14 protein-coding genes are annotated in these 15189 nt (G+C 65.1%); 4 read left to right on the forward strand and 10 right to left on the reverse strand.

Annotation, left to right across the window (positions count from 1 at the left end):
• The first annotated feature begins 92 nt into the window (after nucleotides 1-92).
• Both ACVWZM_RS05720 and rocD read left to right on the forward strand, forming a co-directional pair.
• Nucleotides 93-1316, forward strand: coding sequence for a cytochrome P450 (locus tag ACVWZM_RS05720; protein WP_168857794.1), 1224 nt, complete (start codon nucleotides 93-95; stop codon nucleotides 1314-1316).
• A 125-nt stretch (nucleotides 1317-1441) separates the two neighbouring features.
• Complete coding sequence (gene rocD / locus ACVWZM_RS05725; RefSeq protein WP_168857811.1) at nucleotides 1442-2656, forward strand: ornithine--oxo-acid transaminase; 1215 nt, start codon at nucleotides 1442-1444, stop codon at nucleotides 2654-2656.
• Between the two features lie 525 nt (nucleotides 2657-3181).
• Here the strand turns inward: rocD and ACVWZM_RS05730 are convergent.
• Nucleotides 3182-3637 carry a hypothetical protein gene (locus tag ACVWZM_RS05730; protein ID WP_233475670.1) on the reverse strand — a complete coding sequence of 152 codons (456 nt, stop codon included), beginning with the start codon at nucleotides 3635-3637 and terminating at the stop codon, nucleotides 3182-3184.
• Between the two features lie 51 nt (nucleotides 3638-3688).
• Between ACVWZM_RS05730 and ACVWZM_RS05735 the strand changes: the two genes are divergently transcribed.
• Together ACVWZM_RS05735 and ACVWZM_RS05740 are read left to right on the forward strand one after the other, a co-directional pair.
• Nucleotides 3689-4612, forward strand: a complete 924-nt coding sequence (locus ACVWZM_RS05735; RefSeq protein ID WP_347340132.1) for a Spy/CpxP family protein refolding chaperone — start codon at nucleotides 3689-3691, stop codon at nucleotides 4610-4612.
• 144 nt (nucleotides 4613-4756) lie between these two features.
• A complete protein-coding gene (locus tag ACVWZM_RS05740) occupies nucleotides 4757-5434 on the forward strand; it encodes a potassium channel family protein (protein WP_225160765.1) in 678 nt (225 codons plus the stop codon).
• Between the two features lie 42 nt (nucleotides 5435-5476).
• Here the strand turns inward: ACVWZM_RS05740 and ACVWZM_RS05745 are convergent, their stop codons facing one another.
• The 9 genes from ACVWZM_RS05745 to ACVWZM_RS05785 form a co-directional block, all read right to left on the reverse strand.
• Nucleotides 5477-6340: a sugar phosphate isomerase/epimerase family protein gene (locus tag ACVWZM_RS05745; RefSeq protein ID WP_168857796.1), complete on the reverse strand. Its 864-nt coding sequence runs from the start codon at nucleotides 6338-6340 to the stop codon at nucleotides 5477-5479.
• Nucleotides 6340-7533 carry a dihydrodipicolinate synthase family protein gene (locus ACVWZM_RS05750; RefSeq protein ID WP_456852160.1) on the reverse strand — a complete coding sequence of 398 codons (1194 nt, stop codon included), beginning with the start codon at nucleotides 7531-7533 and terminating at the stop codon, nucleotides 6340-6342. The genes ACVWZM_RS05745 and ACVWZM_RS05750 overlap by 1 nt, the downstream gene beginning before the upstream one ends.
• A 14-nt stretch (nucleotides 7534-7547) precedes the next feature.
• On the reverse strand, nucleotides 7548-8699 hold the full coding sequence (locus tag ACVWZM_RS05755; protein WP_456852162.1) for a Gfo/Idh/MocA family protein: 1152 nt from the start codon (nucleotides 8697-8699) through the stop codon (nucleotides 7548-7550).
• The gene (locus ACVWZM_RS05760; protein WP_456852164.1) at nucleotides 8696-10102 is read right to left on the reverse strand and encodes a hypothetical protein; all 1407 of its coding nucleotides are present in this window, start codon (nucleotides 10100-10102) and stop codon (nucleotides 8696-8698) included. Before ACVWZM_RS05760 ends, ACVWZM_RS05755 begins: the two co-directional genes overlap by 4 nt.
• Before the next feature lie 14 nt (nucleotides 10103-10116).
• Nucleotides 10117-10962 (reverse strand): ABC transporter ATP-binding protein, encoded by an 846-nt coding sequence (locus ACVWZM_RS05765; RefSeq protein ID WP_168857800.1) that lies wholly within the window; start codon nucleotides 10960-10962, stop codon nucleotides 10117-10119.
• Between the two features lie 124 nt (nucleotides 10963-11086).
• Nucleotides 11087-12085, reverse strand: a complete 999-nt coding sequence (locus ACVWZM_RS05770) for an ABC transporter substrate-binding protein (protein ID WP_456852166.1) — start codon at nucleotides 12083-12085, stop codon at nucleotides 11087-11089.
• A gap of 136 nt (nucleotides 12086-12221) precedes the next feature.
• Nucleotides 12222-13031, reverse strand: a complete 810-nt coding sequence (locus ACVWZM_RS05775; RefSeq protein WP_016842153.1) for an ABC transporter permease — start codon at nucleotides 13029-13031, stop codon at nucleotides 12222-12224.
• A 283-nt stretch (nucleotides 13032-13314) separates the two neighbouring features.
• A complete protein-coding gene (locus ACVWZM_RS05780; protein WP_057017592.1) occupies nucleotides 13315-13971 on the reverse strand; it encodes a TetR/AcrR family transcriptional regulator in 657 nt (218 codons plus the stop codon).
• A 218-nt stretch (nucleotides 13972-14189) separates the two neighbouring features.
• Nucleotides 14190-15050 carry a VOC family protein gene (locus ACVWZM_RS05785; protein ID WP_456852168.1) on the reverse strand — a complete coding sequence of 287 codons (861 nt, stop codon included), beginning with the start codon at nucleotides 15048-15050 and terminating at the stop codon, nucleotides 14190-14192.
• Nucleotides 15051-15189: the final 139 nt, after the last annotated feature.

Raw genomic sequence — 15189 nt, forward strand, 5'->3', positions numbered from 1 at the left:
CGCGCTGTTCCCGGCCCCAGCAAATTGTGTTGCGCGGCCGCCGCCCGCGGCTTACGATAGTTGCAAATGAAACTAATTGGGTTGGATGCGCCATGAACGGACACGCGCGCGAGCTGGCTGACGGCTTCGACCTCGAGAAGCTGACGCCGGAGTTCTATGCCGACCCCTACCCGACCTATCGCGCGTTGCGCGAGAGCGCGCCGGTCAAGCGGCTGCCGAACGGCTGCTATTTTCTCACCCGCTACGACGACCTCATCGCCGCCTACAAGAACACCAAGGCATTCTCCTCCGACAAGAAGAAGGAGTTCTTGCCGAAATACGGCAACTCGCTGCTCTACGAGCATCACACGACCAGCCTCGTCTTCAACGATCCGCCGGCGCATACCCGCGTGCGGCGGCTGATCATGGGCGCATTGTCGCCGCGGGCGATCGCCGGCATGGAGCCTGACCTGATCGCGCTGGTCGACAGCCTGCTCGACCGGATCGAGACCCGCGACCGCTTCGAGCTGATCGGCGACTTCGCCTCGGCCATTCCGGTCGAGGTGATCGGCAATCTGCTCGACGTGCCGCACGACGAACGCGAGCCGCTGCGTGACTGGTCGCTGGCGATCCTGGGCGCGCTGGAGCCGGTGATCGGCAGGGAGGCGTTCGACCGCGGCAACAATGCGGTGAAGGATTTCCTCGCCTATCTCGAAACGCTGGTTGAACGCCGCCGCAAGAAGCCGGGCAATCCCGAACGCGACGTGCTGACAAGGCTGATCCAGGGTGAGGACAATGGCGAGCGGCTGACCGCGAAGGAATTGCTGCACAACTGCATCTTCCTGCTCAACGCCGGCCACGAAACCACGACCAATCTGATCGGCAACGGGCTGGTGACGCTCAGCCAAAATCCGGATCAGAAGCAACGGCTGATCGCGCAACCCGAACTCATCAAGACCGCGGTCGAGGAGATGCTGCGCTACGAAAGCTCGAACCAGCTCGGCAACCGCATGATCGTGGAAGAGACCGAGCTCGGCGGCATCAAGCTGCCGGCGGGCACGCTGGTCACGCTGTGCATCGGCGCGGCCAACCGCGACCCCGCGCAATTCCCCAACCCCGAAGCTTTCGACGTCGCGCGCACGCCGAACCGCCACCTCGCCTTCGGCACCGGCGCGCATCAATGCGCCGGCATGGCGCTGGCGCGCCTCGAAGGCGCCATCGCGATCTCGCGGTTCCTCAAACGCTTCCCGAACTACGCGCTCGACGGCGCGCCGGTGCGCGGCGGGCGGGTGCGCTTCCGCGGCTTCCTCAGCGTGCCCTGCAGCATCAGCGCATAAGACGACACATTGTCGCCTGCGAATTTGGCTGGCGACACACTTCCCTGTGGAGGAACTGATGCCCAAATCAACTGCAGGCACGATTTGATGTAGTCTCTCGTACGCTGCAGCGGGAGTGACGCATGATGAATGCATCGGTCACTGATTTCCTCGCAACCGAAGCGCAGTTCGGCACTTACAATTACGAGCCGATCGGGGTCGTGCTGTCGCGCGGCGAAGGCGTCTGGGTCTGGGATACCGATGGCAACCGCTATCTCGACTGCCTCTCCGCCTATTCGGCGGTGAGCCAGGGCCACTGTCATCCGAAGATCCTCGCAGCCATGATCGAGCAGGCGCATCGGCTGACGCTGACCTCGCGCGCCTTCCACAACGACCAGCTTGCTCCCTTCTACCGCGAGCTCGCGGAGCTGACCGGCTCGCACAAGGTGCTGCCGATGAACAGCGGCGCCGAGGCGGTGGAGAGCGCGATCAAGTCGGTGCGCAAATGGGCCTATGAGGTCAAGGGCGTGCCGGACGGGCAGGCCGAGATCATCGTCTGCGCCAATAATTTCCACGGACGCACGCTCGGCATCGTCGGCTTCTCGACCGATCCCGGCTCGCGCGACCATTTCGGCCCATTCGCGCCGGGCTTCAAGATCATCCCGTTCGGCGATGCCGCCGCGCTCGAGCAGGCGATCACGCCGAACACCGCGGCCTTCCTGGTCGAGCCGATCCAGGGCGAAGCCGGCGTCGTGATTCCTCCGCCAGGCTATTTCGCCCGCGTGCGCGAGCTGTGCACCACGCATAATGTGATGCTTGTGCTCGACGAGATTCAGACCGGGCTCGGCCGCACCGGCAAGCTGCTCGCCGAGCAGCACGAAGGGATCGAGGCCGACGTGACGCTGCTCGGCAAGGCGCTGTCGGGCGGCTTCTATCCGGTGTCGGCGGTGCTTTCCAACAACGCCGTGCTCGGCACGCTGCGGCCCGGCCAGCACGGCTCGACCTTCGGCGGCAATCCGCTGGCGTGCGCGGTGGCGCGGGCGGCGCTGCGCGTGCTGATCGACGAGGGAATGATCGAGAACGCCGCGCAACAGGGCGCCCGCTTTCTCGCCGGATTGCAGGACATCCGCGCCAACGTGATCCGCGAGGTGCGCGGGCGCGGGCTGATGTTGGCGATCGAGCTGCATCCCGAAGCCGGCGGCGCCCGTCGCTATTGCCTGGCGCTGCAGGCGCGCGGCATCCTCGCCAAGGACACCCATGAGCACACCATCCGGATCGCTCCGCCGCTGGTGATCACGGCCGATCAGGTCGACTGGGCGACGGAGCGGATCGCGGCGACCCTCACGCAGGACGTTTCCTGACGGTTCCCCTCGCCGGAAGACCGTAACGCCGGCCGTAGCCACAACGAACGAATCCGCCGTCGGTGCGTTAAAGTACTGCGGGCGACTGTTGAACGGAGAGCTAAGCTCATGCTTTCCCGCAGCGCTTTGTTTGTTGTCTTTTCGATTGGCAGCTCGATGCTCGTGCCGCACGGCGGCGCGTCCGCCCAGCCACACGGAAAGGGTCCACCGGCGGCAAGGCCGGCTGCACCGGCCGCAATGGCGCGTCCCGCCGCGCCGATGGTACACGCCGCCCCTCCCGCAATGGCCAGGCCGCCCGCAATGGCGAGACCGCCTGCAATGGCTCGGCCACCCGCGATGGCACGGCCGGCAGCACCCGCGTTCCACGCCCCGCAGCGACCGGCGATGGCGCCGCGCCCGGCCCCGCATTTCGCCGCCCCGTCGGTGCGCCAGGCCCCCCATATCGCCGCGCCGCGTGTCGCAACGCCACGCCCCGAATTCCGTCGCGGAGCACCGCAGCGCCAGGCTCCGCATAACGCGGCGCCATCACGCCCGAGTCCACCTTCGCGCTTGAGCGAGCGGCCGTCGCCGACGGAGCGCGTTCAACAGCGCGCGCAGCAGCATCAGCAGATGATCCAGCAACGCCAGCAGGCGGCGCAGCAGCGGCAGCGTGACGCGCTCTCGCGCCAGACCACCGAGCGGCAGACCCGGATCGATCGCCTGCAGCAGCGCGTGCAGCAATTGCAGTCGCAAAAGGTCCAAGGTGCACGCGCGCAACGCGTCCATGACCGTGCCCTGCAGGCGCAGAGCCGTCTGTTGCAGCGCGAGCAGCGTGCGCAGCAGGCCGACGTTGCCCGCCAGCAGAGATTGGCGCCGGCAGCAACGGTTGGAGCCGCGGTCGCGACCACAGCCGCGACGCAGGCGGCGCAGCGCGAGCGGTTTGCCGCGCACTTCCGCGAGCAGGCAGGCGCGCAAGGCCAGGCAGGGCTTGCGGCGCGCCAAGGCGGCTGGGCGCCCCGACATGCTTGGCGACGCGGCAGCCACGCGGCCTTCGTGGCGTGGCTTGGGCCGCTGTTCTGGCCCTACGCCTATTCGGACATCTTTGACTACACGTTCTGGTCCTATGCCTACGAGCCCGGCTATTGGGCCTACGCCTATGACGACTTCGTCGACACCGTGTTCTGGGACACCAACAGTCCCTACTCCGCCTATGCCAGCATCTATCCTGGCGACTATCCGGCGACCGCGGGCCGCGATCGGTCCCGTCAGCGCACCGACACGAGCCCGCAGGCAGTCAAGCAGCTCTGCGGCGAACCGGACAAGGGCGTCACGGCCTGGCCGCTTGCCGACATCGCGCGGGCGGTACGGCCGGACCAGCAGCAGCGCGCCCTGCTCGACGAGTTGAAGACATCAGCGGCAAAGGCCGCCGATATCTTCAAGGACTCCTGTTCGGACAGCTATGCCATGACGCCCACCGGCCGCTTGCGGTCGATGCAAAACCGCATCAGCGCGACGCTCGAGGCGATCAAGATCGTGCGGCCTGCGCTGGAGAATTTCTACAGCTCGCTCAGCGACGAGCAACAGGCCCGCTTCAATGCGCTCGGTCCACATGTCGGCGAGCGTTCGCCGCAGCAGGAGGCGATCGCGCAAGCCGGCAATTGCGGCGATTCGAAATCCGACCTGGCGCACCTGCCGATCAACCGGATCGCGGCCTCGCTTCATCCAGCCGGCAAGCAGAAGGAGGCGCTCGACCGCCTGAGCGATGCGACCACAAGAGCCATCGCGGACCTGCAGGCGGCCTGCCCGAACGACGTGCCGCTGACGCCGGTCGGCCGGCTGGAGGCGATGCAGCACCGGCTCGAAGCCATGCAGAAGGCCGCGAAGCTGATCGAGCCCGCACTGGACGAGTTCTATGCGATGCTGAGCAGCGAGCAGAAAGCCCGCTTCAACACGCTGCAGCGGGTCGCGAGCCCCTGAGACGGCCGGACGGCGATCCGGATCGCCGGGCGCGCCACAGATTGCCAGCCCCCCATCTTGCCTTTGCGGCCGGCGCGCAGCAATGTCTGGTACCGGCATCCTGATGCAATGCCGAATGACGGGGCGGGAATGAAGCGCGGCTGGATGAGCACTGGCGAGCTACGCGAGCGCTGGGGCGATTCCTTGTTGACGGTGCTCACTGTCCTGCTCCTGGTCATGATTTTCGTGGTGGCGCCGTTGCAGGCGTTGGGGCTGTTCGAGTTCCAGATTTTTGAGCTCCTGCTCGCGCTGGTCCTGGTCGGCGGCGTCTTCCTGATGTCAGGCAGCACGCTGGCGGTCGTCACGATGCTGGTCGCGCTCGTCATGATCGTCACGGGCGGGATCCTGAGACTACGCTCACCTTCAATTTTCGATCTCAACCTGTTCGCCGCATCCTGGCTGCTCGTCGGCCTCACCATGGCCGTGACGGTGGCGCGCGCGACGTTCGCGCCAGGCCGCGTCACCTATCACCGTGTGATCGGCGCGGTCCTGCTCTATCTCACGGTCGCCGTGATCTTCGCGGCGCTCTACACCTTTGTCGGTACGCTGAGGCCCGATGCATTTCCCGGCATGAAGGTGGAAGACAGCCCGACATTGGCAAGCCGCGTCCTCTATTTCAGCTTCGCCACGCTCACGACGACAGGTTATGGCGACGTCGCTCCGTTGCATCCGATCGCGCGGAGCCTGTGCAATCTCGAGGCGATCTTCGGCCAGCTCTATCCGGCAACGCTGCTGGCGCGGCTCGTCACGCTGGAGATCGAGCACCGCAACGAGGAGTCCTGATGGGGCGGGAAGCATGCAGCGCCGTGCCCACCTGACGGCGTACTAGACCACCGTCCGGTGCCGCTCGATGCAGGTTCGCAGCACTTCGTCCAGCGGACGGCCCCACCAGTCATTCGAAAAGATCTCAATCTCCGAATAGCCGTCAAAGCCCTGCGCCTCGACGGCGGCGCGCACCGATCTGATGTCGATGACGCCGTCACCCATCATGCCGCGGTCGTTGAGGATGTCCTTGGTCGGCACCAGCCAGTCGCAGACATGGAACGCGAGCAGGCGATCCTGGCCGGCGCGCGCGATCTGGCGCATCAGCTCCGGATCCCACCAGATGTGATAGACGTCGAGCGCGACGCCGATCGCGCCGGTTCTGCCGGGATCGAGTGCGTCGCAGATATCGAGCGCATGCCTTGTGGTGTTCACGCAGGCGCGGTCGGCGGCATAGGCCGGATGCAGCGGCTCGATCGCGAGCGGCAGCTTTGCTTGTTTCGCATAGTCCAGCATCTCGGCGATGCCGTCATGCACCTGCGATCGTGCCAACGCAATATCCTTCGACGCCGCGCTGCCCGGCCGCGAATATTGCGGCAGGCCGCCGACCACCAGCACGATGCAGGAGGCGCCGAGCGCGGCCGCCTCGTCGACCGCACGGCGATTGTCGTCGCGCGCTTCGCTGCGATGCACGCCATCTGCCGTGAACATGCCGCCGCGGCAATAGCCCGACAGATCGAGCCCGGCATCCTTGACCGCACGGACGGCGCGATCGAGGCCGACGGCTGCAACCTGGTCGCGCCAGGGATCGATGGCGCGGATGCCATGGCGCGCGCAGGCCTCGACGATGGCGAGAAGATCGCCCTGCTTGCGGACGGTCGCCGTGTTCAGCGACAGCCAGCGGTGGTCGTTGGAAAAGTCGCGCATCAGCCGTCGATGCCGCGCGTGGCCAGGATCGTCGCCATCCGGCGCGTCGCGAGCTCCGGATTGGCGAGCAGACCAGCCTTGTCGGCGAGCCGGAACAGCACGGCAAGATGCAAGGTCGAGCGCGCGCTCTCCTGCCCGCCGACCATGGTGAAGTGATCCTGGTGCCCGTTGAGATAAGCCATGAACACGATGCCGGTCTTGTAGAAGCGCGTCGGCGCCCTGAAGATGTGGCGCGACAGCGGCACCGTCGGTCCCAGCACGTCGTGGAAGCCGGCCTCGTCGCCGGCGGCGAGCCGCGACAGCGCGTAGGACGCCGCCGGTGCGATCGCATCGAAAATGCCGAGCAGCGCGTGGGAAAATCCCTTGTCGTCGCCGGCGATCAGTTCGGCATAGTTGAAGTCGTCGCCGGTGTACATCTTGACCCGCGGATCGAGCCGGCGCCGCATGTCGATCTCACGCTGCCTGTCGAGCAGCGAGACTTTGACGCCATCGACCTTGGCCGCATTGGCGTTGATGATCGCAACCGCCGTATCCATCGCCTTGTCGAGATCGGCCGTGCCCCAGTAACCTGATAGCGCCGGATCGAACATGTCGCCGAGCCAATGGATGATCGCGGGCTCACGAACCTGCGACAGCACGCGGTCGTAGACCCTGGCGTAGTCGTCAGCGCTCTTGCCGAGCTTTGCCAATGCGCGCGAGGCCATCAGGATGATGCGGCCGCCGGCTTTCTCCACCGCCGCGATCTGCTCCTCATAGGCGTGGATCACATTGTCGATCGACCTGGCGTGCTCGACCGCGAGATGGTCGGTGCCGGCGCCGGAGAACACCAGCGCATTGCCCCTGGCCTTGGCCGCCTTCACCGAGCGCTGGATCAGTTCGAGCGAGGTCGCCCAGTCCAGCCCCATGCCGCGCTGCGCGGTGTCCATGGCTTCGGCGACGCCGAGGCCGAGGTCCCAGACGTGCTCACGAAACGCGATCGTCCTGTCCCAGTCGATCGCCGCGGCCAGCCAGGGATCGACGTCGGCGCGCGGATCGGCCACCACATGCGCGGCCGAGAATGCCACGCGGTTCAGCGTACCCTCGAGCTTCGCCGGAAAGGTCCGCGACGCCGCCAGGCGATAGGTCTCGAGGCCGCCGCCAGCGGTCGGCAGCTTCAGCGACAGCGATGATATCGGCCGGACTGGCTTGTTCATGGCAAGGTCCCTTCTCAGACTGATATCGGGGCGACGTCGATCCAGCGCCGCTCCTTCCAGCTCCTCAGCGCGCATTCGGCGAGCTGCACGCCCTTGGCACCTTCGAGCAGGGTGTATTTGTAGGGCGCGTCCTCGCAGACATGGCGGATGAACATCTCCCACTGTTCCTTGAAGCCGTTGTCGTAGACGACGTTCTCAGGCAGCTTCTGCCAGTCGGCATAGAAATCATGCATCCGCTTCTCGTCCGGATTCCACACCGGCCGCGGCGTCGCCTGGCGTGCCTGGATCACGCAGTCGGTCAGGCCCGCCACCGCCGAGCCATGGGTGCCGTCGACCTGGAAGGTGACGAGGTCGTCGCGGTAGACACGCGTCACCCAGCTCATGTTGATGTGCGCAATGACGCCGCCCTTCAGGCGGAAGGTGGCGTAGGCGGAATCATCGGCGGTCGCCTGGTATTTCTTGCCCTTCTCGTCATAGCGCTCGGGGATGTCAGTCGTGCCGAGGCAGGTCACGCTCTCGACCTCGCCGAACAGATTGTCGAGCACGTAGCGCCAGTGGCAGACCATGTCGAGGATGATGCCGCCGCCATCCTCGACACGGTAATTCCACGACGGCCGCTGCGCTTCCTGCCAACCGCCCTCGAACACCCAGTAGCCGAACTCGCCGCGCACCGAGAGCATGCGGCCGAAGAAGCCGGAGTCGCGCAGGAAAGCGAGCTTCTTCAGGCCCGGCAGGAACAGCTTGTCCTGCACGGTGCCGTGCTTGAGGCCCCTGGCATTGGCGAGCTTCACGACCGCAACGGCCTCCTCGAGGTTGGTCGCGATCGGCTTCTCGCAATAGACATGCTTGCCGGCGTTGATCGCCTTGGTCAGCAGCGAGGGCCGCGCCTGCGTGGTCGCGGCGTCGAAGAACACGGTGTCGCCCTTGTCGGCGAGAGCACGATCGAGATCAGTGGTGTGGCGCTCGATGTTGTAGCGTTTTGCCAACGCGCCGACCTTCTCGGCGTCGCGGCCGACCAGGATCGGATCGGGCATGACGCGGTCGCCGTTCGCAAGCTGCACGCCGCCCTGCTCGCGGATCGCGACGATCGAGCGGATCAGATGCTGGTTGAGCCCCATTCGGCCGGTGACGCCGTTCATGATCAGGCCGAGGCGTTTGGTCGTCATACTGCTTGCTCCTGCGAAACGCGTGGTGTTGGCCGCTTGAGCGGCTGCATGGTGGACCAGTCCGGATGGATCGAACTGGCAAAGCCCGGTGCGACGGCGATCGATCCGGTCAGCAGATCGCCGTCATGGATCGCGAGGCGGACCTTGCCGCGCTCGCGCGTGTAGAGATCGGGATGCGCGGTGAGGAAGGCGTCGGCCTCGTCAACCGGGGTGTCGGCAAAGCCATCGACATAATGATGTCCGTTGCGCTCGGCATGGGTGACGCCGATCAGCGCGCCGAGCGCGAGGTCCTGCTGCACGCCGAGCCCGGCCTGGCAGGTCAGGTCCTCGCCGCTGACGAAATACCGCTCGCCGTCCGCGCTCCACGCCGCCGCGCGGGTGGCGTTGATGATGGACTTGTAGATGCCCTTGCAGGATTTCGAGGAGATGCCGCGATAGCCGAGCACGCGGGCCTGCGGGAATGCGTCATAGGAATCGTCGGCTTCGTCGATGATGATGCCGTACGCCGCCAGTTTCCCGAGCGGCGAGGCTCTTGTGATATCGCGCGGCATCGGCTGCTCGATATAGAGCAGTTTTGCCCTGATCGGCTGCAGCGCCGCGTCATGGTCGAGCCGGTCGACCAGCGCGTTCAGCGCGGCAAGGTCGGCATATTGCTCGTTGGCGTCGAGCGTGATCCTGGTTGCGTAAGGCAGCTTTGCGAGCTCGCCGCCGATCCGCGCCAGCCGCGCCGCGTCATGTGCGGGATCGCCGTTCAGCTTAAGCTTGAAATAGCGCGCACCGGCGTTCTCGTTGCGGTCGGCGACGCCGCCCTCGCCTTCAACCTTGTCGTCCATTCCGACCGTGTGCCTGACGGCGACACGCTCGAGCCGTTGGCGCGTCGACAGAAACCGCGCGATCGCCGCGTCGTCTAGATCAGGCGTCAGCCGCGCGTCGATGCCGGCGATATTGCCGGCCATGCCGTCGAAGAAATTCGCGCCGGTCGCGCGCAGCAGCGCATCCAGGATCGCCTTGTCGATCTCGGCCGGACCGAAGCCGGCGGCAAGCGGCGGAATGTCTTCGGCAGCGCAGGCCTCAACCTGCGGGCCGATACACGCGGCATGCAAGCCGAACGCGGTGTCAAAGCCCCTGTTCGTCAGATAGAGCTCGCGCGCAACCGCAAGCGAGCGGCGAAGCCCGTCGAGCGACTGCGCTTCGGTCAGATGCGGCCGCTTGTCGAACCATTTCGGCGCCAGCATCTCGGCGCTGGCGCCGGTGGCGCGGCCCTTGCCTTCCACCTCGATCTCGACCCGCACGAACATCTGCGTCGATGCGGTGATCGTCACCGCGCCGAAGCGGAACGGCCGGGCGAACACCAGCGGCCGTTCGAAGAAGGCGATATCGTTGACTTTAAGGCGAAGCGGCATTGACGGCTCGGGTGTTAGTCCAGCGACCCCTGTGAGAAGAAATGCTTCCGGATCCGCTGCACCAGTTCGTTGAAGACAGGATCGGACATCGTCTCGAGCGAGCGCGGCCGTGGCATCGGCACGTCGTAGATCGCGGCGATCGCGCCGGGCCGCTCGGTCATCACGAGCACGCGGTCGGCGAGGAACACGGCTTCCGGGATCGAGTGCGTGATCAACAGGACCGTCTTGCCGGTCTCGCGCTGGATCCGCATCAATTCGACATTCATCCGCTCGCGCGTCATGGCGTCGAGCGCGCCGAACGGCTCGTCCATCAGCATGATCTTGGGGTCGTGCACCAGGGCGCGACAGATCGAGGCGCGCTGCTGCATGCCGCCGGAAAGCTGCCAGGGCAGCTTCTTCTCGAAACCTTCGAGGCCGACCAGCTTCAGCAGATCCTTGGCGCGCGCGAGATACTTGTCCCGCGGCAGCTGCTTCATGTCGATCGGCAACATCACGTTGGAGAGGATGTTGCGCCACGGCAGCAGTAGCGCGTTCTGGAACACGATGCCGACATTGCCGTGCGGCCTGGTCACCGGCTCGCCGTCGACCAGCACCTCGCCGGTCGTCGGCGGCAGCAGGCCCGAGATCATCTTGAGCAGCGTGGACTTGCCGCAGCCGGAGGGCCCGACCACAACGAAGAATTCGCCGTCATTGATGGTGAAGTCGAGCGGCCGCAGCGACGGCACATCGCCGTCGCGCGACCGGTAGGTCTTCGACACGCCGGACAGTTTGATACCCGGCGTGGCTCCCGCCGCGCGGTCCGACACCAGGCGCAGATGCGCTGCGGGCGGAACATCGGCTGGTTTGGTTGCGGGATTCATTCTGCCGAATCCACTGGGATGTAGAATGCTGTCATTCCGGGATGGTCCGAAGGACCAGACCCGGAATCCCGAGATTCCGGGGGCGATGCTTTGCATCGCCCCGGAATGACGGTGTTTGTTGCGCTCACGAGTCACCCTTCGGCAGATAGTCGTTGGTGTAGAACGCCTTCGGATTGGCCTTGGCCTTGGCGTCGAGGCCGCCATACTCGACCATCAAATTGACCGACTCGGTCATGTTCTGGTCGGTGACCTGGAACGGCCGCTTGGTCCTGGTCTCCGGCGTACGATAGAGCGGGATCGTCAGCTCGAAGCCTTGCGTCAACGTGTCGATCTTGCCGCCCTTCGGGTTGGCGTCGAGGATCGACTGCGCAGCGGCCTTGGGGTCCTTCTCCGCGGCTTCCACCGCCTTTGTCGTCGCCGACATGAAGCGGCGGACCAGGTCGGCATTGGCCCTCACATAGTCGGAGTTCGCGATGATGCCCGACGACACCATGTTGATGGCGTAGTCGGCGAACTTGATCGGATAGACGTCCTTGCCGGTGGCGTCCTTGATCTTCATCGACTGGTCCATGACGTAGCCGAGCAGCAGGTCGGCCTGGCCGTTGATCACGGCGTTGAGCTTGGTCTGGCCGTCGCCGGCGACGGTGTTGAAATCGCTTTCCTTCAGACCGGTCTTCTTCAGGAACAGCGGCCAGATCTGCGTCATCGAATCCGCCGGCGTGATCGCGACCGTCTTGCCCTTGATGTCCTCCGGCTTCCTGATGTTCTTGTCGGCAAGGCTCATCGCCGACATCGGGCTGGTCTGCAGCAGCACGCCGGTGGCAATCACCGGCGCACCCTTCACGGCCGCGCGCATCATCGTCGGCACGTCGACATAGCCGAAATCGGCGGTCTTGGCGGCCACCGCCTGCGTGGTCGCGGCCGAGCCGCGGCCTTCCTGGATCTCGAGGTCGATGCCCTCAGTGGCATAGATGCCCTTGGCCTTGCCGTAATAGAACGGCGCGTGCTCGCCGTAGACGTACCAGTTCAGCATCAGCACGACCTTGTCGGCCGCAGATGCAGGGGCCACCGCAAGCGCGGTCCAGGCCAGTGCGGCAATGACAGCAGTGATCAATCGCATCACGTTCTCTCCCTGTTTTTCGTCATTGCGAGGAGCGAGAGCGACGAAGCAATCCATTTCTCAGCTTGTGGCGCGATGGATTGCTTCGCTTCGCTCGCAATGACGGTTTCCCTTTTCGTTAGGTGGCTCTGCGATATCCCTAGGAAGCAAAAATGATGTCATCGCGCTGGCTGACGTGCCAGGGGATCACCAGCCGCTCGATGCGGTCGACGATCCAGAACAGGATGACGCCGAGCAGCGCGAGGATCACCAGCGCGGCGAACATCGTCGGCAGGTCGAAGGTACCGATCGAGCGCTGCATCACATAGCCGATGCCGGAGTTGGAGCCGACGAACTCGCCGACGACGGCGCCGACCACGGCGAGCGTCACCGAGACTTTCAGGCCGGAGAAAATCGCAGGCATCGCGTGCGGCAGGTTGACCGCGCGGAACACCTGGAAGCGGCTGCCCTGCATCGCGCGCGCCAGATCGACCATATCAGGGTCGACCGATTTGAAGCCCTGTACCGCCGAGACCACCACTGGGAAGAAGCCGAGCAGGAACGCGGAGATCACCTTGGGGATGATGCCGAAGCCGAACCACACCACGAACAGCGGCGCGATCGCGATCTTCGGCACGGATTGGGAGAACACCAGCAGCGGATAAACGTAGCTCTCGACCGTCTTCGAACCCGCGATCAGCATCGCTACGGGAATGCCGAACAGCGCCGAGAGCAGGAAGCCGCAAATCGTTGCATAGGTGGTCGGCCAGGACTGCCGCAACAGCTCCGGCCAGTCGCTCCAGAGCACCGCGACGACGTCGCCCGGCGAGGGAATTTGGTAGGCCGGAATATGGAACAAGCGGATCGCAAGGTCCCAGGCCGCCACGATGACGACCAAAAACAGGAACGGACGTACCCACGCCGCATTCAGCACCTTCGACAGGCCCGAAGGGCTCTTTGCCTCCGCCACGTCACGCTCCCTTTGCAGTCTCTCTGTTCGTTCAGAAATTAACCCGTTGGATAAATACTGTCCAGCCCCAAGCGCGCGGCAAATCGCGCCGAAATATGCAACTTTCGTCAGGCGAGAATTTTTGTCGGATGAGACTTCGTAGCCCGGATGAAGCGCAGCGAAATCCGGGACCGCTATCCGCGGATGCAACTCCCCGGATTGCGCGGAGCCTGTCATCGGGCGCGCGTTCGCGCGACCCGTTGGCTCAATCCGGGCTACGGATCACCGCAATGATCGCGAGCCCTCACACCACGCGATGTTCCGCCGCGCGCAGCACCGGCATCGCGCCGCCGAACGCCGCCGTAGATTTGCCGGTCAGCGCCGCCAGCACCAGCGCGGTCATATGCTCGAGGCGCTCGTCGCGGGCGTCCTTCTTCAAGAGGTCGCGGCCGAAGATCACGCTCAGCGTGGCGCTGTTGGAGAGATAGAAGAATGCGAGCCCGGCGATCGAGATGTAGAGCTGCACCGGATCGACCGCGACGCGGAAATCGCCGCTCTCGACCCCGCGCGTCACCACGGTGCGGATCATCTCGACAAAGGGCGAGTGCATCGACTTGACCTTGGTCGAACGCTTCAGGTGTTTTGCCTTGGCGAGGTTTTCGGTGTTCAGCAGCGCCAGGAACTCGGGGTTGCGCAGAAAATAGTTCCACGTGAAGTCGATCAGGCGCCCGATTGCCTCGGGCGGATCGAGATGCTCGAGATCGAGGGTGCGTTCCTCGGCACGGATCTTCTCATAGGCGCCTTCCAGCACCTCGAGATAAAGATCCTCTTTGTTGCCGACGTGGTAGTACAGCATACGTTTGTTGGCGTCGGCATTGGCCGCGATGCGATCGACCCGCGCCCCGGCGAGGCCATGGGCGGCGAATTCCTGCTTGGCCGCCTCGAGAATCCGCAGCCGCATCCCCTGGGGGTCGCGCTGCCATCTCTGTATTCGCTTTGCCTTGGCCAAATCGATCGCCCGTGATGCTGAATTGATGAATGTAGCATGACGAACGACGTTTGAGAACGAATGTTGTCGTGACGGCCATGCGGGAATATTTCTCGCCGACGCGACATGCAGCGTCCTCTCTGCCATTCCCGGATGCACGCTGCCGGCACGACACGCGCATGAAACGCAGCCTAGTCTGGCTTTCCTTGCGACGGCTGCACCAGCAGCGTCGGCACACCGCACGTGCCGTTCCGCACCGTCATCACGCGCGTGCCGGGCTTGCGGCCGTTACGGACCTCGGAGACGTCGACGCCAGCGGCGATCAGCCGCGCACGTGTGGCATCGATATCGGCGACGCGCCAGCAGATGCCGCGCAGCCGGTCCGGCGCGTCGGCCTCCGCCTTGTCGTTTTCCTTGCTCGGCCGGTGCGTGACCTCGACCACGAGGTCGCCGCAGCGGAAGAACATCAGCCGGCCCCACTCCGGATGCGACCGGTCGAGCGCCATGTCGAGCCCGAGCCGCGCGCCATAGAGCGCGGCGGCGCGTTCCGGATCGGCGGTCGAAACCACCACATGATCCATCGCGGTGATCGATGCGGTCGTGGTACGCACCGACAACGGCCGCTCCTGCTCGCGTTCCAGGAAGAACATGCGCACGCCGCGCGTCGCATCGGTCGCGGCCCGCGTACGCTTCCACGACAGCACGGCGCCGCTGGTCTCGTCGCGGCTTTCGACTTCAGTGACTGGTTCGGGCTTCAGCGTCAGCCGGTCGAGCCGGCGGTGTGTCCTGGCGATGTCGCTGGTGCGGAAGCAGAGGCTCGCAAGCCCCTCACCTTGCGTAACGAGCGAGCTGCGGATGCGCTGGGCTGCGTCATCGTCGCCGAGCGGCGCCACCAATTCCAGCGTGGTGTTGTCGAGCGTGAACAGCGTGCGGTTCGCACCACCGCCACTGTAGCGCCAGGAAGGCGTCCGCGCGAACAGCGCCTCGTAGGCCGCGCTGGCAGCAGCGATGTCACTGGTCAGGACGACGATGTGATCGAGACCGGTAATCATGGCTGCAACCTCCCCGAATCTGCCGTCATTGTGTTTCTCCCTTAACCCAACCCGGAACCACGGACTGCCGCCGGCCGTTATGCCGCATGCCAGAACGGCCCGGCGCAGCCATCATCTCTACCTGTAAACCAGGCAGGGT

The sequence above is a fragment of the Bradyrhizobium sp. USDA 4501 genome (assembly GCF_054062115.1).

Excerpts from the sequence above, each read along its gene's own strand:
- ACVWZM_RS05720 (WP_168857794.1), top strand. The coding sequence starts at position 93 with ATGAACGGACACGCGCGCGAGCTGGCTGACGGCTTCGACCTCGAGAAG.
- rocD (WP_168857811.1), top strand. The coding sequence starts at position 1,442 with ATGAATGCATCGGTCACTGATTTCCTCGCAACCGAAGCGCAGTTCGGC.
- ACVWZM_RS05740 (WP_225160765.1), top strand. The coding sequence starts at position 4,757 with ATGAGCACTGGCGAGCTACGCGAGCGCTGGGGCGATTCCTTGTTGACG.
- ACVWZM_RS05745 (WP_168857796.1), bottom strand. The coding sequence starts at position 6,340 with ATGCGCGACTTTTCCAACGACCACCGCTGGCTGTCGCTGAACACGGCG.
- ACVWZM_RS05750 (WP_456852160.1), bottom strand. The coding sequence starts at position 7,533 with ATGAACAAGCCAGTCCGGCCGATATCATCGCTGTCGCTGAAGCTGCCG.
- ACVWZM_RS05755 (WP_456852162.1), bottom strand. The coding sequence starts at position 8,699 with ATGACGACCAAACGCCTCGGCCTGATCATGAACGGCGTCACCGGCCGA.
- ACVWZM_RS05760 (WP_456852164.1), bottom strand. The coding sequence starts at position 10,102 with ATGCCGCTTCGCCTTAAAGTCAACGATATCGCCTTCTTCGAACGGCCG.
- ACVWZM_RS05765 (WP_168857800.1), bottom strand. The coding sequence starts at position 10,962 with ATGAATCCCGCAACCAAACCAGCCGATGTTCCGCCCGCAGCGCATCTG.
- ACVWZM_RS05780 (WP_057017592.1), bottom strand. The coding sequence starts at position 13,971 with ATGCGGCTGCGGATTCTCGAGGCGGCCAAGCAGGAATTCGCCGCCCAT.
- ACVWZM_RS05785 (WP_456852168.1), bottom strand. The coding sequence starts at position 15,050 with ATGATTACCGGTCTCGATCACATCGTCGTCCTGACCAGTGACATCGCT.